This is a genomic window from Streptomyces sp. C10-9-1 (genome assembly GCF_024497955.1).
Taxonomy (GTDB): domain Bacteria; phylum Actinomycetota; class Actinomycetes; order Streptomycetales; family Streptomycetaceae; genus Streptomyces; species Streptomyces sanyensis.
This window is the reverse complement of the sequence record NZ_JANHKP010000006.1, coordinates 24,768-48,885: the sequence shown is the minus strand read 5'-3', so window position 1 is coordinate 48,885 and position 24,118 is coordinate 24,768. Positions and strand designations below refer to the sequence as shown.

Sequence of the window (24,118 nt, the reverse complement as noted above, 5' to 3'; positions counted from 1 at the left end):
TCCGCGGGTGACGGCGGCCCTAGCGGACCACCCGCCCCTGGCGGATCAGCGGCACGAGCGCCCGCCGTTGATGCACTTCACCACCGTCCTCATCAGCCGCTCGTCGAAGACGTTGACGAAGTCGCCGTGGTCGGTGATGGGCTTGTGCAACTGCTCCGGGAACGAGTCCACCGCGAACACCACCGGGTTCCCGCTGTCGAAGTCCGGTGCCGGCACGTCGTAGACGATGCGCTGGACCAGCTGCGGGATGGCACGGAAGCCGTTCGGGCACCGCCCGCTCCCGTCGGCGAAGGCCACATGGGTGCGGTGGTTCGCGCTGTCGATGTTCTGGCCGTCCCAGCAGCTCTGGAACTTGAAGGTCCGCACCACCGAACTGCCCTCGGGGCAGATCGGGTACTTGTCCTTCAGCTGCCGGTTCTCGAAGCCCGTGCAGCTCCAGGAGGCGTTGGCGTTGGCGTCGCCGTTCACGAAGGCCTTGGCGTCACCGGTGATGATGCGCAGCAAGCGCGGCATCGCCGTCACCTTGCTCCGCGGGTTGCCGACGAAGGTCAGGGTGACCTCGGACGGCGTCTGGATCTCGCCGACGTTCTGGTCGTTGCCGCCGCCGTCCTCGTTGGCGTCGGCCTCCTGCTGGCCGTTCTGCAGGCGCAGCACGGGCCAGTAGTAGCTCGACCGGTCGCCCTGGTTGCGGCAGGTCGTGTCGCCTGCCGCGAGGTCGTCGTCGCTGGCGAAGGCGTCGTTGGCCTGGTTGCCCACGTAGTCGTGCATGTGGTGTGCGCCGTTGGCCACGCCGGGCGCGACGATGATGTTGTCCGGGTTGAACTTGCCGTTGGCGTTCACCCCGCACTCCGTGGTGAACGTGCCCCGGGAGGCGCCGCGTCGCTTGCGCGGCTCCTTCACGTTGGGCCGGACGTTCTCGATCTGGACGAAGTCGCCCGCGACCGGGCCGTTCCCCGCCTGGCCGCCGCCGTTCTGGTCGTTGCCGTTCTGGTCGTTGCCGTTCTGCCCGCCGTTCTGCCCGCCGTTCTGGTCGTTGCCGTTCTGGCCGCCGCCGTTGTCATCGGCGCGCAGGGTGCAGGGGGCCATCTTCTCCAGCCCCTTGGGCCGCTCCGCCGAGCGGTCGATCAGTGCGACGATGCGCTGGATGATCACCAGGCGCTCGTTGCGCAGTGGCGTCAGGATCTGGTTCTCGCCGTACCGCCGGTCAGCCACCACCCGCTGCCGGTTCTGGGCGAAGCGCTGGTAGGCGACCGTGATCTGGTTGTCCAGCGTGGCGAGTTGACGGTCGACCGCGAACCTCTGGTCGTCGGGGACCACCTCCAACGAGTCGCCGACGTCCGGGCAGTCGATCGTGGAGACCTGCTGTCCGGCGGCAGCCCGGATCTTGTTCTGCTTGCCGTGCCCGCTCGGCCACCACCCCTGACCGGCGGAGGCGTAGGAGTTGACCGCGAGCAGCCCACCCCCGCCCAGGATCAGGGCAGCCGAGGCGGCGATCGCCCGGTTGGCCAGTTTCGAGCGTTTTCTTGATGTGCGTCCCATGGAACTCCTCTGCTTCGTTGCCGGGGGCGCAAGGGATGGGAAGGGGGTAAGAAGGGGGTCCCGGCAGAGGGAGAAGCGCGCCGTTCCATACGGGTGGGGCGTGCGGGGCGTTCACCGCCCCCGGTGATTCGTGGGAAGCTCCAGCGCCATACGGCCGCATAGGGCGCACAGCGGACGCGACCGTCGGCGGGCGCGCGGGCCCGCCGTGCGAGGGGTGCGGGAGGGCGCTGGAGCGGCGCGCGGGGACAGCGCTCCGGGGCGGCCGCCGGTGCCCGGCGGGCGGCCGGGGCGGCGCGCTTGCGGCCGGTGCGGCCCGGGGCCCGCAGCCCCGTCCGGGCACGCGCGAAGGGGCGTCCGCCCCCTCGGCGGACGCCCCTTCGAACCCGGGCGGGAGCGGGATCAGACCTGGTCGGCCTTCTCCAGCGCGGAGCAGCAGGTGTCCACCAGCAGGCGGGTCACCACGTACGGGTCGACGTTGGCGTTCGGACGGCGGTCCTCGATGTAGCCCTTGCCGTCCTGCTCGACCTGCCAGGGGATGCGCACCGAGGCGCCGCGGTCGGAGACGCCGTAGCTGTACTCGTTCCACGGGGCGGTCTCGTGCAGGCCCGTGAGGCGGTCGTCGATGCCGGCGCCGTAGTTCTTCACGTGGTCGAGCGGCTTGGAGCCCTCGCCGAGGGACTCGCAGGCGGTGATGATGGCGTCGTAGCCCTCGCGCATCGCCTTGGTGGAGAAGTTGGTGTGCGCACCGGCGCCGTTCCAGTCGCCCTTGACCGGCTTCGGGTCCAGGGTGGCGGAGACGCCGAAGTCCTCGGCGGTCCGGTAGAGCAGCCAGCGCGCCACCCACAGCTGGTCCGCCACCTCCAGCGGCGACAGCGGGCCGACCTGGAACTCCCACTGGCCCGGCATGACCTCGGCGTTGATGCCGGAGAGGCCCAGCCCCGCGGCGAGGCAGTGGTCGAGGTGCGCCTCGACCACGTCGCGCCCGTGGATCTCGTCCGAGCCGACACCGCAGTAGTAGCCGCCCTGCGGGGCCGGGAAGCCGCCCACCGGGAAGCCGAGCGGGCGCTCGCCCTCGAAGAAGGTGTACTCCTGCTCGATGCCGAAGATCGGCTCCTGGGCGGCGAACCTCTGCGCCACCTCGGCCAGCGCGGCGCGGGTGTTGGACGCGTGCGGGGTCATGTCGATGTCGAGCACCTCGTTGAGCACGAGGATGTTGTCGCCGCCGCGGATCGGGTCCGGGCACACGAAGACCGGCTTGAGGACGCGGTCGGAGGCGTGGCCCTCCGCCTGGTTCGTGCTGGAACCGTCGAAGCCCCAGACGGGCAGGTCGGCAAGGCCGGTCGCGGAACCGGCCGGCAGGATCCTGGTCTTCGAGCGGAGCTTGGCGGTCGGCTCGGTGCCGTCGATCCAGATGTACTCAGCCTTGATGCTCACGGGGCCTCATCCTTTGCGGGTGCAGCGGTATGCCGCGAAGCCTCGCAATCGGCGATTTCCCGACCGTTGCTCCTATGTGAAGCCCGCGTTACGCGGCGTCCGGCCCGGTGCCGCAGGGGATCCCGGGGCCCGCGCACCTCCCGGCCCCACCGCGTCCGCACCGTGTCGTATACAGGCAGGCACCGCCCCGCAAGACGTCCCGGCGGGCACACTGGTGGCCATGGAAACCCCGCTGCGCATAGGACTCGTCGGGACCGGCCCCTGGGCCGGAGCGACCCAGGCGCCCGCGCTCGCCGGGCACCCCGGCGTCGCCTTCTCGGGCGTGTGGGGGCGGCGCCCCGAGGCCGCCGCCCTGCTCGCCGACGCCCATCGGACCGCAGCGTTCACCGGGGAGGACGGGCTGAGCGCCCTCTTCGCCTCCAGTGACGCCGTCGCCTTCTCCGTCCCTCCCGACGTCCAGGCACCCCTCGCCGCGCGTGCCGCGGAGGCGGGCTGCCACCTGCTCCTGGACAAGCCGGTGGCGACCTCGGTCGAGGGGGCCCGGGCCGTGGCGAGGGCAGCCGGGGAGGCGGCGGTGGCCTCGGTCGTCTTCTGCACCCTGCGGTTCGCCGCGCCGACCGCCGGGTGGATCGCCGCGCAGCGCGAGACGGGCGGCTGGTTCACCGCCCACGGCCACTGGCTCGGCTCGCTCCACGTCCCGGGCTCCGAGAGCCCCTTCGCGGCCTCGGCGTGGCGCCGTGAGAAGGGCGGGCTGTGGGACGTGGGCCCGCATCTGCTCTCCGTCCTGCTGCCGGTGCTCGGCGACGTCACCGCACTCTCCGGCGCACGGGGCCCCGCCGGCACCGCGCACCTGGTGCTCCGCCACGCCGGCGGGGCCTCCAGCACGGTGACCGTCGGCCTCGGTGCACCGGAGCGGGCCGCCGGGGCCGGCCTGGTGCTCCTCGGGGAGCACGGCCGGGCCGAGCTGCCGGAGAGCTGGGGGGACCCGGTGGACTCGTTCCGCAGCGCGGTGGACGCACTGCGCCAGGCCGCCCGGGAGGGGCGGCCGCACCCGTGCGACGTGCGCTTCGGCCTGCGGATCACCGAGCTGCTGGCGCAGGCGGAGGCGGCGCTCTCCGGCTGACGGCCGGGCGCCCCCGCCTCCGGTGCCCGGGCGGTCTCCGGCGGGGCCCCGGCGCGCACCCGGGGCACGGCCGCCCGTGGCGGCGGTCCGGGCCCCGGGTGCGCGACCGCGCCGCCCGTCAGCCGACGCGCTCGATCCGTGCGTTGCGGATGAGGAACTTGCCCGGCTCCCTGACCTGTTCGAAGGCCGCGTTGTTCAGCAGGGCGCAGCTGCCGGACGGCGAGGTCACCTCGACCGTGGTCGACTTGCCGTTGTCCAGGTTGGTGACCTTCAGCCGGGTGCCGACCGGGAACTCGCCGCTGGATGCCGCGGGCGCGCCGCCCTCTCCGGACAGGGTGACCGTGGATCCGGCGCACACCACCTCCCCGCCCGCGTTCCCGCCCTGCCCCGCGCCGGCCTCCTGGCCGCCGTCCTGCTCCCCGGCGCCGTCCTCGGGGGGCGCCTGCTGCGCGGGCGGGGCCGCCTGGCCCCCGCCGGAGGCGCAGCCCGCGGCCTCCTGCTGCACCCTGATCTGCGCGATCACGGCCTCGCGGTTGGCGATCCGGGCTGCGGACTGGGCGTCCGGGTTGGCGCGCTGGCCCGCGATGAAGTTCTCGTTGTTGCGGATCGCCTGGGCCAGTCCGTCGCAGGCCACACTGGCCTGACTTGTGCCGGTCATGACAATCGCAGTACCGCCGACCATCGCCGCGGCGCCGACCAGGAGAGCGAGCTTCTTCTTGCCGCTGAGGGTCTTCTTGCGTGACACGTAGGGCTCCCGTCCCCGGCCGCGGGGGCGGCCGGCTGGTTGCTTGTGCCGATACATACGCGACGCCGGAGGCCGTGCGCTCAGCCACCCGGCCGCGGCTTCCTTAACTTTCCTTAAGGTTCGCGTGCAGCCGGGGAGGAGCAGAGGGGGAGCCGACCGGGGTTCAGGCTCCCCGGCTCCGCGCCAGTGCCTCCCGGACCGCCTCCTCGGAGCGGGCCACCAGCGCGGAGCCGTCGTCCGCCGTGATGATCGGACGCTGGATCAGCCGCGGGCGCCGGACCAGCGCGGCGATCCAGCGTTCGCGCTCGGCGGGCTCCCGGGCCAGCGCGGCCAGGCCGAGTTCCTCCGCGTCCGGTTCCCCGGTGCGGGTGATGTCCCACGGTTCCAGGCCCAACCGGTCGAGCACCTCGCGCAGTTCCTGCTCGGTCGGGACGTCGTCGAGATAGCGCCGCACGGTGTACTCGGCGCCCTCGGCGTCGAGCAGGCCGAGTGCTCCGCGGCACTTGGAACAGGCCGGGTTGATCCAGATCTCCATGCCCCCCACGGTACCGTCCGGCCCGCCCAAACCCCCTCTGGCCAGGGGGAATTGTCAGTCCCCGCCGGTAGAATGGGAGGCAGTTCGGGAAGGTCCCGCCACCGCGCCAGGAGGTCGTTCGATGGCCGCAACCGCACTCACGACGAACCCCCCGCCCGCTCTCGACAGGAAGCCGCTCCCCGCCGGACAGCCCCGCGACTGGTACGTCTCCCACAACCGCCGGCTCAAGGCCATGCGCCTGACCATCGCCCTGCTCGACTCCGGGGTGTACCACCCGGCGTCCGCCGACAACCGCCGGATACGCGCGGCTGCCGAGCGCATCGGCGTCCACGCACCCTCCGACACGACCTGCCGCATGGTCAGGACCCTGATCCGCTACGGCCGCTGATCCGCACGGCCGCGGGCACCCCGGGTGCCCGCGGCCGCCGCGGGGCTCAGGAGGCCGGGCGCAGAGGGTCGGGCGAGCCGCCCTCGTACCACTCCGCCTCCACCGCGTCCCCGACGGCGAGTGCGCCGGTGCGCAGCACCGCGGCCTTGGCCCCGAAGCTGACCTTGTTGCCGTACACGGGCTCGCGCCGGTACCCCGACAGGCTGCGCACCGGCTCGGGCCCGGCCCGCAACCCGGTGGCCTGGTCCACCATCGGCACCGCGCACCGCGTCGCCCGCACCGAGTGCGCCAGCTCCACCGTGCCGATCCGCAGGCGCCGCATCAGGTCCTCGTCATGGGCCTGCCCGCACCCGGCGAGCACGATGTTGGCCCGGAAGCGGTCCATCGGCACGGGCGCCGCCCCGGCGGCCTCGATCCGTGCGTTCAGGCCGTCGAGCGAGGCCTGCGAGGCCACCAGTACCGCGTGGGCATCGGCGAACGCCACCTTGCCGGGGGTGTCGCCCCAGCCGTCCCGGTCGAAGTCCTCCGGCACCCGCACGAGCCGCGACGGGGCCCGGAGCACCTCGGAGAGCCACGCGGCCGCCTCGTCCCCCTGGTCCACACCGTGCCCCACCGGCTTGTCGAAGAGGCTCACCGGACGCCGCTCCGCCCCGGGGTCCACCTTCACCACCAGGTCCCCGAGCCCCTCGGCGGCCAGCCTCAGAACACCGCCGCCGTCCAGGACCTCCGTCCGGACCGCCGCCATCACGGGGTGGGTGCGCTGGCTGCGGAAGGCACCGTCCGCGGCGTCCACCACCATGAACGTCCTGTCGTGCTCCAGCCCCGTCGCTCCCACGGCGGCCCGGTCCACGTCGATCCCGGCACAGCCCTTCACCGGGTAGTAGGTCAGCCTCTGCACTGTGATCCCCATGGCGCGATCGTAGTACCGGGCGCGCACCGTGCGGACGGTGCCGGGGGGCGTGGGGGCCTGCGGGCCGACGGACGTGCGCACCCCGGACTGCCCCCGACGGCGCCCGGACCCCGCGTGTGGCGGCCGTGCGGTGGGGTGGCCTGCGCGTGCGTAAGGACTCGACGAGTTCCGGTGGTAGGTGGGTGGGGGTGAAGCCGGCGTCCACACCCTGAAAGTAGAGAATTCGCTACACTTTCCCGGGTGGACGAGTGGGACATTCGCATCACCGACGACTGCCGGGCGTGGTTCAAGGCGCTGGACGAACGGTCCAAGGGGCTGGTCGTCGATGCCATCGACCGGCTTGCTGAGGAAGGCCCAGGGATAGGGAGGCCCTTGGTCGACCGTTTGGAGGGTTCGTTGGTGCACAACCTGAAGGAACTGCGGCCCGGGTCCGCCGGGCGCTCGGAGGTCCGGATCGTCTTCGCGTTCGACCCATGGCGGTCGGCCATTCTCCTTCTCGGCGGGGACAAGTCGGGGAACTGGTCGGGCTGGTACAAGCGAGCCATTCCTCGGGCCGAGGAGCTGTACGCGGAGTATCTGAAGGAGCGAGAGGCGGAGGAGGGAGAGCAGTGACGGGCTACCAGAAGTGGAGCGATGTGCGCGACGAGTTCGTCGCCGAGGCCGGTGGCGAGGAGAAGGTGGCCGAGGCCCGGCGGCGCAACCAGGCGTACATCGACGCGCACCGGCTGACGGAACGACGCAAGGCACTGGGGCTGTCCCAGGCCGAGGTCGGACAGCGCATGGGAGTGACGAAGAGCCGTGTGTCGCAGATCGAGAGAGGCGAGGTCGCCACGGTGGAGGCGGTCGCCCGGTATGTGGCGGCGCTGGGCGGGCACATCCAGATCTCGGCCGTGTTCGGGGACGACCTGTACATCCTTCGGGGCACCGACCCGCGAGCGGCGTGAGTTCTGGTCGAACATGACGAACCGCGGCCGGGTGATTGCACACGGTCCGGGGGATACCCGCGGATATACGTCCGCGACCCGCCCCCGGCCATGACTGCGGCTGCCCCTGGGGCAAGCGGCCGAGGGCCGCCACCCCGTCCGGGGTGGCGGCCCTCATTGCGCCGGGTGCCGGCCCGGGAGATCCGGCAGCGCGGTGTGCAGCGTGGCGGGCGTCGGAGGGAGCCTCCGAGACGTGTGCTCGACGGCCACTTCCTCAGCTCTCCCGCCCAGGTGGCCCGGACCCGATCTCTAGATGTCGAAGTAGAGCTCGAACTCGTGCGGGTGCGGGCGCAGCTGGATCGGGGCGATCTCGTTGGTGCGCTTGTAGTCGATCCAGGTCTCGATCAGGTCCGCGGTGAAGACGCCACCGGCCTGGAGGTACTCGTTGTCCGCCTCCAGGGCGTCGAGCACGGCCGGGAGCGAGGTCGGGACCTGCGGGACGCCCGCGTGCTCGTCGGGGGCGAGCTCGTAGAGGTCCTTGTCGATCGGCTCGGCCGGCTCGATCTTGTTCTTGACGCCGTCCAGACCCGCGAGCAGCAGCGCGGAGAACGCCAGGTAGGGGTTGGAGGACGGGTCCGGGGCGCGGAACTCGACGCGCTTGGCCTTCGGGTTCGAGCCGGTGATCGGGATGCGCATGGCGGCCGAGCGGTTGCGCTGCGAGTACACCAGGTTGACCGGGGCCTCGAAGCCGGGCACCAGGCGGTGGTAGGAGTTCACCGTCGGGTTGGTGAAGGCCAGCAGCGACGGGGCGTGCTTGAGGATGCCGCCGATGTAGTAGCGGGCGGTGTCCGAGAGGCCCGCGTAGCCCTGCTCGTCGTAGAAGAGCGGGGAGCCGCCCTGCCACAGCGACTGGTGGACGTGCATGCCCGAGCCGTTGTCGCCGAAGATCGGCTTCGGCATGAAGGTCGCGGTCTTGCCGTTGCGCCAGGCGACGTTCTTCACGATGTACTTGAAGAGCATCAGGTCGTCGGCCGCGGCCAGCAGCGTGTTGAACTTGTAGTTGATCTCGGCCTGGCCGGCGGTGCCCACCTCGTGGTGCTGGCGCTCGACCTGGAGGCCGACCCGCTCCAGCTCCAGGGAGATCTCGGAGCGGAGGTCGGCGAAGTGGTCGACCGGCGGGGCGGGGAAGTAGCCGCCCTTGTAGCGGACCTTGTAGCCGCGGTTGTCCTCGACCGCACCGGTGTTCCAGGCGCCGGCCTCGGAGTCGATGTGGTAGAAGCCCTCGTTGGCGGAGGTGTTGAAGCGCACCGAGTCGAAGACGTAGAACTCCGCCTCGGGGCCGAAGTAGGCGGTGTCCGCGATGCCGGTGGAGGCGAGGTAGGCCTCGGCCTTCTTGGCGATGTTGCGCGGGTCGCGGCTGTACTGCTCGCCCGTGATCGGGTCGTGGATGAAGAAGTTGATGTTCAGCGTCTTGTCACGGCGGAACGGGTCGAGCCGGGCGGTCGACAGGTCGGCGCGCAGGGCCATGTCCGACTCGTGGATCGCCTGGAAGCCGCGGATCGAGGAGCCGTCGAAGGCGAGCTCGTCCGCCGGGTCGAAGGCCGTCGCCGGGATCGAGAAGTGCTGCATGACGCCCGGAAGGTCGCAGAACCGGACGTCGATCATCTTCACGTCGTTGTCGGCGATGTACTTCTTGGCCTCGTCGGCGTTCTGGAACATCCAACTCCTCCTACTCCCACCCGGGGGAGGGGTGGGGGTTGCTGCTCGTTCGTGCGGCCAGTGCGGTGGCACACGCAGACCCGACCTTAGGCAGACCGGATTTCTCAAGCATGACCCATTTGTTTCGGCGACGTTAACCGGCGCGGCGGTGGGTGTCCGCCGGGAGAGTGCCCCGGGTACCCGGGGCAAAGTGATCCGAAGGGGGCACAGTACCGTGGTCGCGTGGACAACAGGCAAGCAATCGGATCGTGGCTCTCCGGGCCCCGCGCGGCGGCCGAGGAGATGGGCGTCGACTTCGGCTACCGGGGTGAGCGCCTCGGCCTGCCGGAGAGCGGGCCGGGGTCGGTGGCGCCCCTGGGGCGCCGCTTCGGCGCACTGTTCCTCGACTGGGGGATGTGCTTCCTGATCGCGTACGGCCTCTTCGCGGGGAGCAGCCAGCAGGCGACCTCCAACCGGGCGCTGCTCGTCTTCCTGGTGATGGCGGTGCTGACGGTCGGGACCATCGGCTCCACCCCCGGGAAGCGGATCTTCGGCCTCCGTGTGGTCGGCGAGAACGGCGGTCGCCTGGGCTTCGGGCGGGTGCTGGTGCGCAGTGTCCTGCTGTGCCTGGCGCTGCCGGCCCTGGTGTGGGACCGCGACGGGCGCGGGCTGCACGACCGGCTGGCCCGCGCGGTGCAGATCAGGATCTGACCGGTGCGGACCGGGATCCGGCCGCACTGCGGATCAGGATCCGGCGGGGCCCTCCGGGGCGCCTCCCGCGCGGGAGGGCACCGCGGGCAGGACCGCGGGTACGGCGAGGGGGCCGGGACATCGTCCCGGCCCCCTCGCCGTACCCGCGGCGCGCTCAGCGCATCTTTCCGCCGCGCGGCATCCGCATGCCCTTGGGGAGCGGCCCCTTCGGCAGCGGCATGTTGCTCATCAGGTCGCCCATGGCGCGGAGCCGGTCGTTGGTGGCGGTCACCTGCGCGCCCGTGAGCACGCGGGGCAGCTTGAGCATGGTGGTGCGCACCTTCTTCAGCGGCACCTGCCCCTCGCCGTCGCCCACCATGATGTCGTGCACCGGTACGTCCACGACGACACGGTTCATCTTCTTCTTCTCGGCGGCGAGCAGGCTCCTCAGCCGGTTCGGGTTGCCCTCGGCCACCAGCACGATGCCCGCCTTGCCGATCGCGCGGTGCACCACGTCCTGGTTGCGGTTCATCGCGACCGCCGGGGTCGTGGTCCAGCCGCGCCCGACGTTCTGCAGGACGGCCGCCGCAGCGCCGGGCTGCCCCTCCATCTGCCCGAACGCCGCCGTCTCTGCCCGGCGGCCGAAGATGATCGCCATCGCCAGGAAGGCGAGCAGGAAGCCCAGGATCGCCAGATAGACGGGGTGGCCGATCAGGAAGCCGATCCCGAGGAAGACACCGAAGGTGACGATTCCCACACCCGCGACGACGAGACCGACCTTCGGGTCGGCCTTGCGGGTCATCTTGTACGTCAGGGCGATCTGCTTCAGTCGCCCCGGGTTCGCAGCAGCATCACTGCTGTCTGAATTTGCCTTCCTCGCCATACGGGGAAGTTTACGTGCCCCACGAGGTGCGGGCAGCAACGGCCTCCAGTACGTGCTCGGTCTCGACGCGGTCCTTGGCGCGGCGGCGGTCCTCCAGGACCGCGGTCCAGGCGTTGCGGCGGGCCGTGCGCTGCCCGCTGCCCAGCAGCAGGGCCTCCACCGCACGCAGTGTTCCGGTGACGGTGGGGAGGGCGGTGGCGGTCACGGGACGTGCCGGAGCGGCGTGCATGGGCGGGACTTCCCCTCGTGGCGGGGTGGGCGGTATGGGAGCTGTGCGTGCATCCAGCGTCACAGTTCGGTGTTACCAGGGCGTGACCGGTCGGTCAAACCACGATGAAACGTCCCGGCGCAGATCCCACCGCCTGCCGTACGTGCGGGTGCGGCCCGCACCCCGCCCCGACCTGCGGGGGAGTGCGGGCCGCGCCCGTCTCGGCCATTACTGGCCGGTAATCACTTGTGCCTGGATTCACACGGCTGCCGGGCTACGCCGCGGCCTGCGCCCGCCGCTCCATGGCCTGCTGGAAGAGCCGTCCGGCCCGGTAGGAGGACCGCACCAGCGGCCCCGACATCACGCCCGAGTAGCCGATCCGGTCGGCCTCGTCCTTCAGCTCCACGAACTCCTCGGGCTTCACCCAGCGCTCCACGGGGTGGTGGCGTACCGAGGGGCGGAGGTACTGCGTGATGGTGATGAGCTCGCAGCCCGCGTCGTGGAGGTGCTGCAGCGCCTCGCTGACCTCCTCGCGGGTCTCGCCCATGCCGAGGATCAGGTTCGACTTGGTCACCAGTCCGGCCTCGCGGGCCCTGGTGATGACCTCCAGCGAGCGCTCGTAGCGGAAGCCGGGGCGGATCCGCTTGAAGATCCGCGGCACGGTCTCCACGTTGTGCGCGAGCACCTCCGGGCGCGAGGAGAAGACCTCGGCCAGCTGCTCGGGGACCGCGTTGAAGTCGGGGATCAGCAGCTCGACCTTGGTGCGGCCGGCCTCCCGCTCCGCGGTCTGGGCGTGGATCTGGCGGACCGTCTCCGCGTACAGCCAGGCGCCGCCGTCCTCCAGGTCGTCGCGGGCGACGCCGGTGATCGTGGCGTAGTTGAGGTCCATGGTGACGACCGACTCGCCGACGCGCCGAGGCTCGTCCCGGTCCAGGGCCTGCGGCTTGCCCGTGTCGATCTGGCAGAAGTCGCAGCGGCGGGTGCACTGGTCGCCGCCGATGAGGAAGGTGGCCTCCCGGTCCTCCCAGCACTCGAAGATGTTGGGGCAGCCCGCCTCCTGGCAGACCGTGTGCAGCCCCTCGCTCTTGACCAGTTTCTGGAGCTGGTTGTACTCGGGACCCATCTTCGCCCGGGTCTTGATCCACTCGGGCTTGCGCTCGATGGGGGTCTGGCTGTTGCGGACCTCCAGGCGCAGCATCTTGCGTCCGTCGGGTGCGACTGCGGACACGACCAGCTCCCTACAGCTTCGATTCTTCGGCGAACACCAGGGTACGCCCGTTAAAAGTGTGGCCCTACGCTTGGCCAACCCATGGCCTGAGGTGCGCATTCCCCGGCCGGGGACGGCGGGGCGTCAGGCGGTGGCCTTCTCGGCCCGGGGCGCCACCGGGCGCGGCCGGGGATCGGCGCTCTCCAGGACCTCCCGCAGGTGGCGCTCCAGCACCGGCAGGACCTCCTCGATGGCGACGTCGCGGCCGAGCTCGCCGGCGAGCGAGGCGACGCCCGCGTCCCGGATGCCGCACGGCACGATCCGGTCGAACCAGGTGTTGTCCGGGTTCACGTTCAGGGCGAAGCCGTGCATGGACACGCCCTTGGCGATGCGGATCCCGATCGCCGCGAGCTTGCGGTCCTCACGGCGCTGGCCCGCGTTGGACGGCGCGTACTCGGGGCCCCGGAGCCGGGGGTCGAACTCCTCGTCCGCCTCCGGGCCGGCCGGTGCGGCGAGCCGCGGGTCGAAGTCCAGGGACAGCCCCGTGGCCGCCCCCGGGGCGGGCCGGTCCCCGACCGCGTCGCCCAGGATCCACACGCCGCTGCGCCCCTCCACCCGGGTGGTGTGGACGCCGAACTCCGCGCAGGTGCGGATGAGCGCGTCCTCCAGGCGCCGGACGTGGGCGATGACGTCCACCGGGCGCGGCAGCTTCAGGATCGGATAGCCCACCAGCTGGCCCGGCCCGTGCCAGGTGATCTTGCCGCCGCGGTCGACGTCGATCACGGGGGTGCCGTCCAGCGGGCGCTCGCTGTCCTCGGTGCGCCGCCCCGCGGTGTAGACGGGAGGGTGCTCCAGCAGCAGGCAGGTGTCCGGGATCTCGTCGGCGAAGCGGGCGGCGTGGACCTCGCGCTGCCTCTGCCAGGCCTCCTGGTACTCGACGGCCTCGGCGCCGAACCCCAGTCGGACGAACCGCAGCTCACTCACGGTTGTGCCTCCCTCGAACTCCGCCCAGCAGTCATCCGGGCCCACGCCACTGTACGGCGGCTCCGCGCGGACCGTCCGGGCAGGTCGCTACCGGCCGGTTCCCGTCAGCGTGGCGGTCAGTACTGCCGTCAATACTCACACGATCGGATGAATGTGGGGCGAAGCCGACGGAATGGGCCGCTCGGGCCGCTAAATTCGCGCCGTTCCTTGAGGCCTGCTCCCGGCCCGGAAGGCAGGAGACCTGACAGCAGATGACGGAACGAGCCCCACAGCGCACCCCCAACCGGCAGCTTGCCGCGCTCATCGCGGAGGCGGGCTTCTCCCACGCGGGGCTCGCCCGCAGAGTCGACCAGCTGGGCCTCGAACACGGCCTCGACCTGCGGTACGACAAAACCTCGGTCACCCGCTGGCTGCGCGGGCAGCAGCCGCGCGGGACGACACCGGCGCTCATCGCCGAGGTCTTCACCCGGCGGCTCGGCCGCCGCCTGTCCGCCCAGGACCTCGGGCTGGACGCCTGCGCCCCGGTCTACGCGGGCCTGGAGTTCGCCGCCACCCCCGAGGAGGCGGTGGACATCGTCAGCGGGCTCTGGCGCAAGGACTCCGGGAGCCATGCGGAGCTGCGGAAGATCGCGTTCACCCCCGCCGGGCTGGTCGTGCCCAGCCGCGACTGGCTCATCGGGCGCGCCGACGAGCGCGTCGGCCGGGGCGAGCCCCCGCCGGTCGCGCCGCACGCCGGCTCCGGGCGGGTCCCGCAGCAGGGCGCCCGTCTGGCCGTGCCCCGGCAGCGGGGGGCCGAGCGGGGCCCCGGGCAGAAGGTGTCCGGCGGGGACGTGGCCGCGCTGCGCTCCGTCGGCGAGCTCTTCCGCGCGCTGGACCACGCCTACGGCGGGGGCCACGCCCGCCAGGCCCTGGTGCGCTACCTGGAGCACGAGGCCGAGCCCATGCTGCGCGGCACCTACGGGGAGAACCTGGGCCGCCGGCTCTTCGCCGCGGCCGCGGACCTGACCCGGCTGGCGGGCTGGACCTCCTACGACCTCGCGGCCCACGGGCTCGCCCAGCGGTACTACGTGCAGGCGCTGCGGCTCGCACAGGCCGCCGGGGACCGGGCGTACGGCTCCTACGTCCTCGTCACCATGAGCCGCCAGGCCGTCTACCTGGGGCACGGACGGGAGGCCGTCCAGCTGACGCGGGTGGCCCAGCAGGGCGTCGGAGCCGCCGCCCCGCCCCTGGTGCAGGCGCTGCTGCACGCCGCCGAGGCGCGCGGCCACGGCGTCCTCGGCGACGTCCGGGCCTGCAACGCCGCCCTGGCCCGCGCCGAACGCGCCCTGGAGTCGGCCCGCCCGGGGGAGGACGCCCCCCACTGGGCCCGGACCTTCGACGAGGGGCGGCTCGCGGCGGAGGTCGGCCACTGCCACCGGGACCTCCAGCAGTACCGCTCGGCGATCCGCCACGCGGAGCGCGCGCTCCAGCTCAGCCCGCCCGCCTACGCCCGCAGCCGCCTGCTGTGCCGGGTGGTGCTGGCCACCGCGCGGCTCGCCGTCGGGGAGCTGGACCAGGCCTGCGCCCTCGGCGCCGAGGCGGCGCTCCAGGCCTCCGAGATGCGCTCGGTGCGGGCGACGGAGTACGTCCGCGACTTCGAGCGCCGCCTGGAGCCCTACCGGGACGCGGGCCCGGTACGCACCTATCGCGACCGGGTCTCCGCACTGAGGTGAGCGCACGGGGCGGCACACCCCGGTGCACGGTCCTGCCCGGCCCACGCGAGGGGCCGGGCAGGTGCCGTGTCGGCGGAACCCGCCCCGTGGCCGGGGTCCGCCGACCTTCCCCGGGGTCCGCGCGCAGGCGCCGGCCCCGGGGGCGTCAGGCCGCCGCGGGCAGGGGAGGCGCGGCGTACTCGGGGCGGATGCCGAAGTCCGTCAGGATCCAGTGGGCCGCCCTGCGGCCCGAGAACAGGGCGCCCTGGAGGGTGGCCGTGTCCCGGTGGCCGCCGCAGACGTACAGCCCCGACAGCAGGCGCACCGCGCGGCGGTGGTCGTGCGGCGGGGGCATCGCGGCGACCGCCTGCGCGTCGTGGTGGACGGCCAGCAGCTCCCACGCGTCCGTCGGCGTCCCGTACAACCGGGACAGCTGCCGGAGCACCCGCCGGTCGACGTCCTCCGGCGGTGCGCCGAGCACCGTCGAGGACACCAGCGCCCGCCCGTTCGGCGCACGCAGCGGATCCACCTCGCTCATCACCGCGGTGTACGCCACCGGCCCGCTCTGCTCGGCGTCCAGCACCAGCGCGGGCTCGGTGAGCGGGGCCCGGGGCACCGCGTGGTGCAGCACCGTCACCGGCCGGAAGGCCGGCACCCGCAGCCCCGGCAGCAGCCGGGCCGCCGACCGTGCGTCCGTCGCCACCAGCACCGCCCGGCAGGTGAACACGCCGTGCTCGGCCGTGGTGACCCGGTTCGTCGCCACCTCGGTGACCGTGACGCCCGTCAGGACCGCGCCCTCCGGGAGCCCCGCCGCCAGCAGCCGCGGCACCATGCCCGCCCCGCCCGCGGGGACGCACAGCCGGCCCCGGGCGTAGCCGCGCAGCACCAGGTCGGCCACCCGGCTGGAGGTGGTCAGCTCCGGGTCGTGGAGCAGCGCGGCCAGCAGCGGCCGCAGGAATCCCTGCACCGTGCGGGCGGGCAGCCCGCGGGCGTAGAGCACCTCGGCGACGGGCCGCTCGGGCCGCGCCAGGATGCGGGAGACCGGGGTCGCCGCCAGCCGGGCCAGCGAGGCGCCGAGCCGGGCCTGGTCGAGCTGGCGCGGCCGGGGGGCGTTCGCGAGGGCGCGCGCCACGGTCGACGCGACCCCCGTGCTCCTCGGCATCCGCGCCGCCCGCAGGGACAGGGGCGACGCGCCCACCTCACCGGTGCGGTGCAGCCGCTCCCCGTCGTGCACCAGCACCCCGGGGGCGAAGAGCCGCAGCTCCACGTCCCGCAGCGCGGGTGTCCGCCGCAGCTCCGGCAGCGCCGTGCTGAGCAGGCGCCCCCCGCGGTCCAGCAGGAAGCCGTCGACGTGCTCGGTGGTCATCGTCCCGCCGACGCCGGGTCCGGCCTCCAGGACCCGGACCGTCACCCCGGCCCCGGTGAGCCGGTGGGCCGCTGCCAGCCCGGCGGGTCCGGCCCCGACGATGACCACGTCCGTGTGGCCGGCCCGTTCCGTGCCGACGGGCCCCTGGCTTCTCCCCGTCCGTGCGGTGGGTTCCGCGTGCGCGGTGCCCGAGGCGCACGGTGTGTGCGCGGTGTCTTCGGCCTGTGCGGTGTTCTCCGCACCCTCTGCGCGGTCCGTGCGGTCCGCGTGTGGTGCGTCGTCCGCTTGGAAAGCGGTGGTGAGCACGTGCCCCTCCCCGAGGTCGGCGCGGCTGGTGGGAGGGTGATGCCCCCAACAGGCCCGAGGAATACCCGAGTTCGTACCGAGCCTAGGCAGCCGCGCGGCGCCGTGTGGTCGCGCACGTCCCGGGGCACCGGAGCGCCGGGGGCGCACGTCCGCCCCGCGACGCGCGTGCGGCGACGGGCGGGTGCACCGGGCGGGGCGCGGCCCGCCGCGGTCCTACCCCAGGGCCGCCGCGACCGCCCCGTCGATCCGGGGGAACGCGAAGGAGAAACCCGACTCCAGCAGGCGGGCGGGCAGCACCCGCTGACTGCCCAGCACCTCGGAGGCCATCTCCCCGAGCGCGAGGCGCAGCGCCGGCGTCGGCACCGCGAACACCGCCGGGCGGTGGAGCACCCGCCCCATCGCCGCGGTCACCTCGCGGTTCGTCACCGGCTCGGGCGCCGTCAGGTTCACCGGACCGGACAGGGACCCGGTGTCCAGGATGTGCCGCAGCGCGGCCACCTCGTCGTGCAGCGCGATGAAGCTCCAGTACTGCCGCCCGTCGCCGAGCCGCCCCCCGAGCCCGGCCCGGAACAGCGGGAACATCCGGCCCCAGGCGCCCCCCTCACGGGAGACCACCAGTCCGGTGCGGGCGAACGCGGTCCGCACCCCCGCCTCCCGGGCGGGAGCGGCCGCCTCCTCCCAGGCCACGCACACCTCGGGCAGGAAGCCCTCCCCGGGCGGGGCGTCCTCGTCCACGGCCCGGTCGCCGGTGTCGCCGTAGTAGCCGACCGCGCTCCCGCTGACCAGGACCCGGGGCGGGCGGTCCAGGGAGGCGATCGCCTCGGCGATCGCCGCGGTGCCCAGCACCCGGCTGTCGCGGATCTCCCTGCGGTAGGCGTCGGTCCAGCGGTGGTCGCCGATCCCGGCCCCGGCGAGGTGCACCACCGCGTCGCAGCCGGCCAGCCCGGCCGCGTCCACGTACTGGCGCCCCGGGTCCCACTCCACCTCGTCGGCCGAGCGGGCCGGGCGGCGCACCAGGCGGACCACCCGGTGCCCGTCGGCGCGCAGCGAGCGGACCAGGGCGCTGCCCACGAGTCCGGAGGAACCGGTGACGGCGATGCGGGAACTCTGCATGATCCCATCCTGCCCCCTGCTACCGGACTCTCACGGGTGCGTGGAACAGTTGCCCCATGCCCGACACCCCCGCCGAGCCGGGGCCCGGGGCCGCGGGCCCCGGTGCGCCCGCCCCGCAGCCCGCCCGCGTCCCGCCCCCGGCCGACCCGGAGGGCGGACCGCGGCCCGGCGCCGCGGTCCCCCCGGCCGCCTTCCGGGTGCGCCCGGCGCGGGCCGCGGACGAGGAGCCGCTCGCCCGCCTCGACCGGGAGTCCTGGTCCACGCTGCACGCCGTGTACCCGAGGCCCCTGCCGCCGTACCCGCCGTTCTTCGACGCCGCCCACCGCCCGGCCGACTTCCTCGTCGCGGAGGAGGACGGGCACCTGCTGGGCTACATCCGCCTCGTTCCGCCGACGCCCCTGCCCAGCAACCGGCACGTGCGCCAGATACAGGGCCTGGCGGTCGCCGTCCGGGCCCGCGGCAGGGGCGTCGGAAGGGCGCTGCTGCGGGCCGCCTGCGCGGAGGCCGTACGCCAGGGCGCGCACCGGGTCACCCTCCGGGTCCTCGGGCACAACCGGCCCGCCCGCGCCCTCTACGAGGCCGAGGGCTTCCGGGTCGAGGGCGTGCTGCCCGGGGAGTTCCTGATCGGCGGGCAGTACGTGGACGACGTCCTGATGGGGCGGCCGCTCACCGCTCACGCGCCGTAGCGCTCCCACAGGCGGGGCAGCCGGGCGGCCAGGGCCGTGTCGTCGTCCAGGTCCAGGGGCGTGCCCTCCGGTTCGGCCGGCTGCCCCGGGACCCCGAGGTCGGGCGTCTCGGCACCGGTCAGCCGCTCGTACGCCTCGTCCGCCGCGTACCCCAGCTCCTCGCCGTCGCCGTCCAGGTCCTCGTCGAAGCCGTCCAGCAGCTCCGCGAGGGAGTCCGGGTCGTGCACCCCGCCCTCGAACACCGTGCGGCCCTGGCCGATCAGCCAGCAGCGGAAGGAGTCGAAGGCGTCGTCCGACACGCCCCCCAGCAGGAGCGCCGCCGCACCCCACAGGTCCCAGGTCCAGGCGCGGTTCCAGCGCGCCTCGAAGTGCCGGGCGAAGTCCACCACGGACTCCGGGTCGAGCCGGAGCAGCCGCTCGACCATCAGGTCCGCCTGGTCCTCCGGGTCGCCCCCGGACGCCTCCCGGGCCCCGTCGACGATCTCCCAGAACTCCGTCTCGTCCATCACGCACCCAGCATCGCGGTCGGCGGGTGCCCGCGCACGCGGAGCCGCGTCCGCAACACCGCCGCCCCCGGCGGGAGAGCCGCCCGTCCGGCCCGGGAAGCCCGACAGAGGATGTCCGGTATCCGTGCGACGGTCGCCCCATGACGAAGAACCACATCTCGGCCGGCGACGGCCGCACCGCCCCCGCCCCCGCCCCGCGCCCCGCCGGGGGACCGCTCGCCGGGAGGGTCGCCCTGGTCGCCGGGGCGACCCGGGGGGCGGGCCGGGCCATCGCCGTGGAGCTCGGGGCCGCGGGGGCGACCGTGTACGCCACCGGGCGCACCACGCGCACCCGCACGAGCGAACTGGGCCGCCCGACGGAGACCATCGAGGAGACCGCCGAGCTGGTCACCGCGGCGGGCGGCGAGGGGATCGCCGTGCCGACCGACCACCTGCTCCCCGACCGGGTCCGGGACCTGGTCGCACGCATCGACCGCGAGCGGGGCAGGCTCGACATCCTGGTGAACGACGTCTGGGGCGGGAACCCGCTGCTCGACTTCGACACCCGCATGTGGGACGTCGACCTCGAACGCGGGCTGCGGATGCTCGACCTCGGCGTGCGCACCCACATCATCACCAGCAGCATCGCGCTGCCCCTGCTGGTCCGTCACCCGGGCGGCCTGCTGGTGGAGGTCACGGACGGCACCGAGGAGAGCAACCGGGACTTCCGGGAGAACTTCTACTACGACCTCGCCAAGAACGCCCCCCTGCGGATGGCCCGCATCCTGGGCGAGGAGCTCCGGCAGGTGGGCGCGAGCGCCGTCGCGGTCACCCCGGGCTTCCTGCGCTCCGAGGAGATGCTCGACATCTTCGGACTCACCGAGGACACCTGGCGGGACGGCATCGGCCGGGAGCGCTACTGGGAACTCTCGGAGTCGCCGGTCTACCTGGGCCGCGGGGTGGCCGCGCTCGCCTCCGACCCGCGGCGCGACCGCTGGAACGGGACCTCGCTGGACAGCGGGCGGCTGGCGCGGGAGTACGGGCTGACCGACGCGGACGGCAGCCGCCCGGACGTCTGGGGCTACATGCGCGCCGAGAAGGCGGGCGGCTCGCCGTCCGCGCACGACTACCGCTGAGGGCGGGCGGCGCCCGGGCGCGTCCCGGGCGCCTCAGCCGTAGAGCCGGCGCAGTCCCTCGGCCGCCCGGGCGAAGCGCTCCCTCAGCTGCGCCGGGGCCACCACCTCCGCCTCGGGCCCGAGGCGGAGCAACTGGTCGTAGGCCACCTCCGCGGACTCCACCGGCAGCGTGAGCGTCAGCCACCCACCGGCGTCCGGATCCCCGGCCGCGGCCAGCGCCTCCTCGGCCGCCCGGCGGTCCACCACCGAGGGCAGCCGCCGCGCACCGGCGGGCGAGAGGCGCACCACCACCTCGGCGCGCAGCAGGGAGCGGGCGAACTCGGCCGACCGCTCGGCCCAGAACGACGGCAGGTCGAAGCCCGTGTCCCGCCGGAAGGACGCCCCGCCGACCCGGTCCGCCGGAGCCGGCCCCACCGCCGTGAAGCGGTCCACCCGGTAGACCCGGAACACCCCTTCGGTGCGGGCGCACAGGTACCAGACGCCCGCCTTCAGCACCAGGCCGTGGGGGTCCAGCAGCCGCTCGACCTCGGTCCCCCGGCGGCGGTAGCGGGCCAGCAGGCTGCGGTCGCCCCACACCGCCTCGGCGATCGGGCGCAGCAACCCGGGCGTGGCCGGCGCGTGGTACCAGCCCGGTGCGTCCAGGTGGAAGCGCCGCGCCGCCGAACCGGCCGCGTCGCCCGCCGCGGGCGGCAGCGCCGCCTCGACCTTCAACCGCGCGGTCGAGGCGGCGTCCGCCAGGCCCAGCTCGCGCAGGGCCTCCGGCAGTCCGGACAGGAACAGCGCCCCGGCCTCGTCGGGGGCCAGACCCGTCAGCCGGGTGCGGTACCCACCGACGAGGCGGTAGCCCCCGGCACGTCCCCGGTCCGCGTAGACGGGGATCCCCGCCTCCGACAGCGCGAGGGCGTCCCGGGCCACCGTCCTCTCGGACACCTCCAGCTCCCGTGCCAGCTCCGCACCCGTCATCACGGGCCTCGACTGGAGCAGCAGCACCATCTTGATCAGGCGGGCAGCGCGCATGCCCTCATCGTGGCGCACCCCCCGGCGGGGCGCGGCGGGGGGTCCGCCCGCACCCGGCCGGGGCGCCGCGCTCAGGCCAGCGGCTGCTGGATCTCGGTCACCCACCCCTCCCGGTCCGGCGGGCACTCCAGGTACACCTCGCGGGCGTAGCCGGCGGTCCGGTGCCCGCCCGCCTCCGCCCACCGGGCGAGTTCCTGCTCGGTGGCGAGGACCGTGTCCATCGACCCGCGGTGCACCGCCGTCGCGGCGCGCTCCACGGGCGGCACCTCCAGCACCTCGAAGCCGTCGCCGGACGGCGTGCCGGCCGCGACCTGGCACCCGGCGCGCACCCGTACCGCGCCGCCGCCCTCCGGGGCGTCCTCGTAGCGGGCCACCCCCGGGCCGGTCGGGGTGATCCCGGCCGCGGCGAGGCGCCGGTACAGCTCCTCGTACAGCGGGCCGATCACCGGGCCGATGTGCTCCGGGGAGTATCCGGGTGCGGTCGCCGACAGCTCGGCCACCCGTACCGCGGGGATGTTCTTGACGACGACGTCCTGACCGGACATGCGTCCCTCGCTCTCGATGGACCGGAGCCTCGCCTCGACCTGGGCCAGCCGGGCCGCCGCCGCGGCCATCGCCTCCTCCAGCTCCGCCCGCCGCAGCGCCAGCATCCCGCGCAGCTCCTCCGTGGACACGTCGTCGTCCAGGATCTGCTTCACCTGCTGAAGGGTGAAGCCGAGGTCCTTGAGTGCGACGAGCCGGTTGAGGCGGGCGAGTTGGGCGGCGGTGTAGTAGCGGTAGCCGGTGAAGGGGTCGGTGCGCTCGGGGCGCAGCAGCCCCACGGCGTCGTAGTGCCGCAGCATCCGGGCCGATACGCGGCCGTGCCGGGCGAAGTCTCCGATGGTGAACATGACGTCTCCCAGTGCACGGCTTCACACGGTGTGAGGGTCAAGCATCCACCGGGCCCGTGCCGGGTCCGCCCTCCGCCCCCGGTCCGAGCCCCGCCCGGGGGAGCCGAGCGTGACCGCGCGAACACGCAAGGCGCAGGTGAACGGCATACTTGGGAGCAGTCGTTTCACGGGAGGGGGACGCGGGATGCAGGGGGAGATCCTCGACGGCCGGTACGAGCTTCTCCAGCGGCTGGGTCGCGGTGGCATGGGCGAGGTCTGGGTCGCCCGCGACGTGAGGATGGAGCGCCAGGTCGCGGTGAAGCTCCTCTACGGCAGGCCGAGGGACGAGGCCGGCTCGGACGAGCTCCGCCGCCGTTTCCGGCGCGAGGTCCAGGCGGCCGCGCGCCTCCCCGGCCGGCACACCGTGACCGCCCACGACTGGGGCGAGGCCCTCGTGGAGGACGAGCGCAGGCTGTACATGGTGATGGAGCTCCTGCACGGCCCGACCCTCGCCGACGCGGTCCGGCGGCGGCGGCCCGACTGGCGCACCGCGGCCGACTGGGCGGCTCAGGTGGCCTCGGCGCTCGACGCGGCGCACCGGCAGCACATCGTCCACCGCGACCTCAAGCCGCAGAACGTGATGTTCGCGGCCGACGGCGACGTCAGGCTGCTGGACTTCGGGATCGCCAAGTTCGTCGGCGCCACCGACCGCTCCGGGCGGCTGACCGCCACCGGAGCGCCCATCGGCACCCTGCACTGGATGTCGCCGGAGCAGGCGCACGGCCGCACCGACGTCGACCACCGCTCCGACCTCTACGCCCTGGGCTGCCTGCTCTACTTCATGGTCACCGGGGGGCCGCCCATCGTCGTGGACCACGTGGGCGCGCTGCTGGTCCGGCTGGAGGAGGGGCAGGTGGCCCGGCCCCGCGAGCACGTCCCCGCGATCCCGGCCGGGCTCGACGCCCTGATCATGCACCTGCTCGCCGTCGCGCCGGGGCAGCGGCCCCAGTCCGCGGCCGAGGTCCTGGCGCGGCTGCGGGAGCTGTCCGCCGACGGTCAGGCGCCCCCCGCCCGCACGCCCCCCGCGGACGCCTCGGCGCGGGAGGCCGAGTCCCGCCTCGCCGCGGCGCGGGAGCGGCTGGCGGGCGTCGACGCCCGGCTCGCCGAGGTGGATGCCCGGCTCGCGGGCGCGCAGGAGATCTACCAGGCGTCGCTGCGCGACGCGGAGGAGCGCAGGAAGGAGTCCGAGCGGGTGCTGGCCGCGGCCCGTGCCGAGGGCGGTGAGATCCGCCGCCGCGCCCGGGAGGAGGCTGCCGTGGTCTCCGCCCGGGAAGAGGAGCGTGCCACTCTGGCCCTCGGCGGCCTGGAGGACCGCCTGGCCAGGCGCCGGGCCCGGAAGGAACGCGAGATCGAGGACCTCGAGGCGCAGGCCCGCACCCGGCTGAGCGGGGTGGAGAACCGCGCCGAGCAGGTGAAGCGCGACGCCGAGCGCCGCCGCAAGGAGGCGGAGGAGCGGGCCCGCGAGATGGTGTCCGACGCCCGGGAGCGGGTGGCGGCCGCCGAGAAGGAGGCCGCCCGGCGCCTCGACGCGGTGCGCGCCGAGGCCGAGCGCGCGGCGGCCTCGCTCGCCAGGGCCCGGTCCAGGATCGCCGGCGTGCTCGCGGCCGGCTCGGCCGCGGACGCGGACGACCTCCGGGCGGGGCACGCGGAGGTGCTCGGGCGCCTGACCTCGCTGCAGGACGTGCTCGCCGAGGCCGCCCGGCTGGCCGAGGCCGTCGCGCACGGCTCCGGGCAGCAGTCCGGGCTCGGCCGGGCCCCCGCCCCGTAGGCCGGGCCTGACAGATCCCGCGTGGCGTGCGACGCCCGCACGCGCACGCGCCGCGTTGCCGGAGCCGTCCCCGTACGTCCCGTCCGGGGATGCCCCCGCCGTGCGGTGCACCGCATGCGACGCCGCACGCCGATCCGCCGGGTCGTACGGGAGGGCCCGGGGGAGGCCGGTCCGCCCCGCGGGCCCCTCCCGCCCCTCGCCCCGTGCCCGGCACGTCCCGCGGGCGCCGGGGCCGCTCACCCGTTCGCCGTACCGCGGGTTGCCCGGGCGCCCCGCCACCGGGCCGAAGAGGGCGTTCGGCGCTAACGTGCAGTGGGCGGACCGTCGCGGTCCGCTACCGCGCGCCCGGACGAC

24 protein-coding genes are annotated in these 24,118 nt (G+C 74.1%); 9 read left to right on the top strand and 15 right to left on the bottom strand.

Features of this window, described 5'->3' with window-relative positions; translation table 11 throughout:
- Positions 1-45: 45 nt before the first annotated feature.
- Together NPS70_RS09990 and glnII are read right to left on the bottom strand one after the other, a co-directional pair.
- Positions 46-1,539 carry a DUF1996 domain-containing protein gene (locus NPS70_RS09990; RefSeq protein ID WP_256523760.1) on the bottom strand — a complete coding sequence of 498 codons (1,494 nt, stop codon included), beginning with the start codon at positions 1,537-1,539 and terminating at the stop codon, positions 46-48.
- Between the two features lie 399 nt (positions 1,540-1,938).
- A complete protein-coding gene (glnII, locus tag NPS70_RS09985) occupies positions 1,939-2,973 on the bottom strand; it encodes a glutamine synthetase (protein WP_256523759.1) in 1,035 nt (344 codons plus the stop codon).
- A gap of 220 nt (positions 2,974-3,193) precedes the next feature.
- Here glnII and NPS70_RS09980 point away from each other — a divergent pair, with 220 nt between their 5' ends.
- On the top strand, positions 3,194-4,096 hold the full coding sequence (locus tag NPS70_RS09980) for a Gfo/Idh/MocA family protein (protein WP_256523758.1): 903 nt from the start codon (positions 3,194-3,196) through the stop codon (positions 4,094-4,096).
- 118 nt (positions 4,097-4,214) lie between these two features.
- On the opposite strand, the gene NPS70_RS09975 is transcribed toward NPS70_RS09980, so the two are convergent.
- Positions 4,215-4,841, bottom strand: coding sequence for a septal ring lytic transglycosylase RlpA family protein (locus NPS70_RS09975; RefSeq protein WP_256523757.1), 627 nt, complete (start codon positions 4,839-4,841; stop codon positions 4,215-4,217).
- A 163-nt stretch (positions 4,842-5,004) separates the two neighbouring features.
- The gene (locus NPS70_RS09970; protein WP_256523756.1) at positions 5,005-5,376 is read right to left on the bottom strand and encodes an ArsC/Spx/MgsR family protein; all 372 of its coding nucleotides are present in this window, start codon (positions 5,374-5,376) and stop codon (positions 5,005-5,007) included.
- 121 nt (positions 5,377-5,497) lie between these two features.
- Here NPS70_RS09970 and NPS70_RS09965 point away from each other — a divergent pair, with 121 nt between their 5' ends.
- A complete protein-coding gene (locus NPS70_RS09965) occupies positions 5,498-5,764 on the top strand; it encodes a hypothetical protein (protein WP_256523755.1) in 267 nt (88 codons plus the stop codon).
- Between the two features lie 46 nt (positions 5,765-5,810).
- Here NPS70_RS09965 and NPS70_RS09960 read toward each other — a convergent pair whose 3' ends face one another.
- Positions 5,811-6,674, bottom strand: coding sequence for an MOSC domain-containing protein (locus NPS70_RS09960; RefSeq protein WP_256523754.1), 864 nt, complete (start codon positions 6,672-6,674; stop codon positions 5,811-5,813).
- 240 nt (positions 6,675-6,914) lie between these two features.
- On the opposite strand from NPS70_RS09960, the gene NPS70_RS09955 reads away from it, so the two are divergent.
- Positions 6,915-7,286, top strand: coding sequence for a type II toxin-antitoxin system RelE/ParE family toxin (locus NPS70_RS09955; protein ID WP_256523753.1), 372 nt, complete (start codon positions 6,915-6,917; stop codon positions 7,284-7,286).
- Positions 7,283-7,618 carry a helix-turn-helix transcriptional regulator gene (locus NPS70_RS09950; protein WP_256523752.1) on the top strand — a complete coding sequence of 112 codons (336 nt, stop codon included), beginning with the start codon at positions 7,283-7,285 and terminating at the stop codon, positions 7,616-7,618. Before NPS70_RS09955 ends, NPS70_RS09950 begins: the two co-directional genes overlap by 4 nt.
- A 288-nt stretch (positions 7,619-7,906) precedes the next feature.
- Here the strand turns inward: NPS70_RS09950 and glnA are convergent, their stop codons facing one another.
- Complete coding sequence (gene glnA / locus NPS70_RS09945; RefSeq protein ID WP_256523751.1) at positions 7,907-9,316, bottom strand: type I glutamate--ammonia ligase; 1,410 nt, start codon at positions 9,314-9,316, stop codon at positions 7,907-7,909.
- 222 nt (positions 9,317-9,538) lie between these two features.
- Between glnA and NPS70_RS09940 the strand changes: the two genes are divergently transcribed.
- Positions 9,539-10,006: an RDD family protein gene (locus tag NPS70_RS09940; RefSeq protein ID WP_256523750.1), complete on the top strand. Its 468-nt coding sequence runs from the start codon at positions 9,539-9,541 to the stop codon at positions 10,004-10,006.
- A 154-nt stretch (positions 10,007-10,160) separates the two neighbouring features.
- Here NPS70_RS09940 and NPS70_RS09935 read toward each other — a convergent pair whose 3' ends face one another.
- From NPS70_RS09935 to lipB, 4 genes are all read right to left on the bottom strand, one after another.
- Positions 10,161-10,868: a DUF4191 domain-containing protein gene (locus tag NPS70_RS09935; RefSeq protein WP_256523749.1), complete on the bottom strand. Its 708-nt coding sequence runs from the start codon at positions 10,866-10,868 to the stop codon at positions 10,161-10,163.
- Positions 10,869-10,878: 10 nt separating this feature from the next.
- Positions 10,879-11,097 carry a hypothetical protein gene (locus tag NPS70_RS09930; protein ID WP_256523748.1) on the bottom strand — a complete coding sequence of 73 codons (219 nt, stop codon included), beginning with the start codon at positions 11,095-11,097 and terminating at the stop codon, positions 10,879-10,881.
- A gap of 253 nt (positions 11,098-11,350) precedes the next feature.
- A complete protein-coding gene (lipA, locus tag NPS70_RS09925) occupies positions 11,351-12,304 on the bottom strand; it encodes a lipoyl synthase (RefSeq protein WP_256523747.1) in 954 nt (317 codons plus the stop codon).
- Positions 12,305-12,427: 123 nt separating this feature from the next.
- Complete coding sequence (gene lipB, locus NPS70_RS09920) at positions 12,428-13,267, bottom strand: lipoyl(octanoyl) transferase LipB (RefSeq protein ID WP_256523746.1); 840 nt, start codon at positions 13,265-13,267, stop codon at positions 12,428-12,430.
- A 251-nt stretch (positions 13,268-13,518) separates the two neighbouring features.
- Here lipB and NPS70_RS09915 point away from each other — a divergent pair, with 251 nt between their 5' ends.
- A complete protein-coding gene (locus NPS70_RS09915) occupies positions 13,519-14,979 on the top strand; it encodes a regulator (protein ID WP_256523745.1) in 1,461 nt (486 codons plus the stop codon).
- Positions 14,980-15,124: 145 nt separating this feature from the next.
- Here NPS70_RS09915 and NPS70_RS09910 read toward each other — a convergent pair whose 3' ends face one another.
- Both NPS70_RS09910 and NPS70_RS09905 read right to left on the bottom strand, forming a co-directional pair.
- On the bottom strand, positions 15,125-16,432 hold the full coding sequence (locus tag NPS70_RS09910) for an NAD(P)/FAD-dependent oxidoreductase (protein WP_256524015.1): 1,308 nt from the start codon (positions 16,430-16,432) through the stop codon (positions 15,125-15,127).
- Positions 16,433-16,843: 411 nt separating this feature from the next.
- Positions 16,844-17,743 carry a TIGR01777 family oxidoreductase gene (locus tag NPS70_RS09905; protein ID WP_256523744.1) on the bottom strand — a complete coding sequence of 300 codons (900 nt, stop codon included), beginning with the start codon at positions 17,741-17,743 and terminating at the stop codon, positions 16,844-16,846.
- 56 nt (positions 17,744-17,799) lie between these two features.
- Between NPS70_RS09905 and NPS70_RS09900 the strand changes: the two genes are divergently transcribed.
- The gene (locus NPS70_RS09900) at positions 17,800-18,429 is read left to right on the top strand and encodes a GNAT family N-acetyltransferase (RefSeq protein ID WP_305885698.1); all 630 of its coding nucleotides are present in this window, start codon (positions 17,800-17,802) and stop codon (positions 18,427-18,429) included.
- Here NPS70_RS09900 and NPS70_RS09895 read toward each other — a convergent pair.
- Positions 18,417-18,935 (bottom strand): DUF4240 domain-containing protein, encoded by a 519-nt coding sequence (locus NPS70_RS09895; protein ID WP_256524013.1) that lies wholly within the window; start codon positions 18,933-18,935, stop codon positions 18,417-18,419. The two genes, NPS70_RS09900 and NPS70_RS09895, sit on opposite strands and share 13 nt — an antisense overlap.
- A gap of 140 nt (positions 18,936-19,075) precedes the next feature.
- Between NPS70_RS09895 and NPS70_RS09890 the strand changes: the two genes are divergently transcribed.
- A complete protein-coding gene (locus NPS70_RS09890) occupies positions 19,076-20,050 on the top strand; it encodes an SDR family oxidoreductase (protein ID WP_256523743.1) in 975 nt (324 codons plus the stop codon).
- Between the two features lie 33 nt (positions 20,051-20,083).
- On the opposite strand, the gene NPS70_RS09885 is transcribed toward NPS70_RS09890, so the two are convergent.
- Both NPS70_RS09885 and NPS70_RS09880 read right to left on the bottom strand, forming a co-directional pair.
- Positions 20,084-21,067, bottom strand: a complete 984-nt coding sequence (locus NPS70_RS09885; protein WP_256523742.1) for a YafY family protein — start codon at positions 21,065-21,067, stop codon at positions 20,084-20,086.
- 71 nt (positions 21,068-21,138) lie between these two features.
- Positions 21,139-21,957 carry a MerR family transcriptional regulator gene (locus NPS70_RS09880; protein WP_256523741.1) on the bottom strand — a complete coding sequence of 273 codons (819 nt, stop codon included), beginning with the start codon at positions 21,955-21,957 and terminating at the stop codon, positions 21,139-21,141.
- 184 nt (positions 21,958-22,141) lie between these two features.
- Here NPS70_RS09880 and NPS70_RS09875 point away from each other — a divergent pair, with 184 nt between their 5' ends.
- Positions 22,142-23,764 carry a protein kinase gene (locus tag NPS70_RS09875; RefSeq protein WP_256523740.1) on the top strand — a complete coding sequence of 541 codons (1,623 nt, stop codon included), beginning with the start codon at positions 22,142-22,144 and terminating at the stop codon, positions 23,762-23,764.
- The last annotated feature ends 354 nt before the right edge of the window (positions 23,765-24,118 follow it).

Excerpts from the sequence above, each read along its gene's own strand:
- NPS70_RS09990 (WP_256523760.1), bottom strand. The coding sequence starts at position 1,539 with ATGGGACGCACATCAAGAAAACGCTCGAAACTGGCCAACCGGGCGATC.
- NPS70_RS09980 (WP_256523758.1), top strand. The coding sequence starts at position 3,194 with ATGGAAACCCCGCTGCGCATAGGACTCGTCGGGACCGGCCCCTGGGCC.
- NPS70_RS09970 (WP_256523756.1), bottom strand. The coding sequence starts at position 5,376 with ATGGAGATCTGGATCAACCCGGCCTGTTCCAAGTGCCGCGGAGCACTC.
- NPS70_RS09965 (WP_256523755.1), top strand. The coding sequence starts at position 5,498 with ATGGCCGCAACCGCACTCACGACGAACCCCCCGCCCGCTCTCGACAGG.
- NPS70_RS09960 (WP_256523754.1), bottom strand. The coding sequence starts at position 6,674 with ATGGGGATCACAGTGCAGAGGCTGACCTACTACCCGGTGAAGGGCTGT.
- glnA (WP_256523751.1), bottom strand. The coding sequence starts at position 9,316 with ATGTTCCAGAACGCCGACGAGGCCAAGAAGTACATCGCCGACAACGAC.
- NPS70_RS09935 (WP_256523749.1), bottom strand. The coding sequence starts at position 10,868 with ATGGCGAGGAAGGCAAATTCAGACAGCAGTGATGCTGCTGCGAACCCG.
- NPS70_RS09930 (WP_256523748.1), bottom strand. The coding sequence starts at position 11,097 with ATGCACGCCGCTCCGGCACGTCCCGTGACCGCCACCGCCCTCCCCACC.
- NPS70_RS09915 (WP_256523745.1), top strand. The coding sequence starts at position 13,519 with ATGACGGAACGAGCCCCACAGCGCACCCCCAACCGGCAGCTTGCCGCG.
- NPS70_RS09905 (WP_256523744.1), bottom strand. The coding sequence starts at position 17,743 with ATGCAGAGTTCCCGCATCGCCGTCACCGGTTCCTCCGGACTCGTGGGC.
- NPS70_RS09900 (WP_305885698.1), top strand. The coding sequence starts at position 17,800 with ATGCCCGACACCCCCGCCGAGCCGGGGCCCGGGGCCGCGGGCCCCGGT.
- NPS70_RS09895 (WP_256524013.1), bottom strand. The coding sequence starts at position 18,935 with ATGGACGAGACGGAGTTCTGGGAGATCGTCGACGGGGCCCGGGAGGCG.
- NPS70_RS09890 (WP_256523743.1), top strand. The coding sequence starts at position 19,076 with ATGACGAAGAACCACATCTCGGCCGGCGACGGCCGCACCGCCCCCGCC.
- NPS70_RS09885 (WP_256523742.1), bottom strand. The coding sequence starts at position 21,067 with ATGCGCGCTGCCCGCCTGATCAAGATGGTGCTGCTGCTCCAGTCGAGG.
- NPS70_RS09880 (WP_256523741.1), bottom strand. The coding sequence starts at position 21,957 with ATGTTCACCATCGGAGACTTCGCCCGGCACGGCCGCGTATCGGCCCGG.
- NPS70_RS09875 (WP_256523740.1), top strand. The coding sequence starts at position 22,142 with ATGCAGGGGGAGATCCTCGACGGCCGGTACGAGCTTCTCCAGCGGCTG.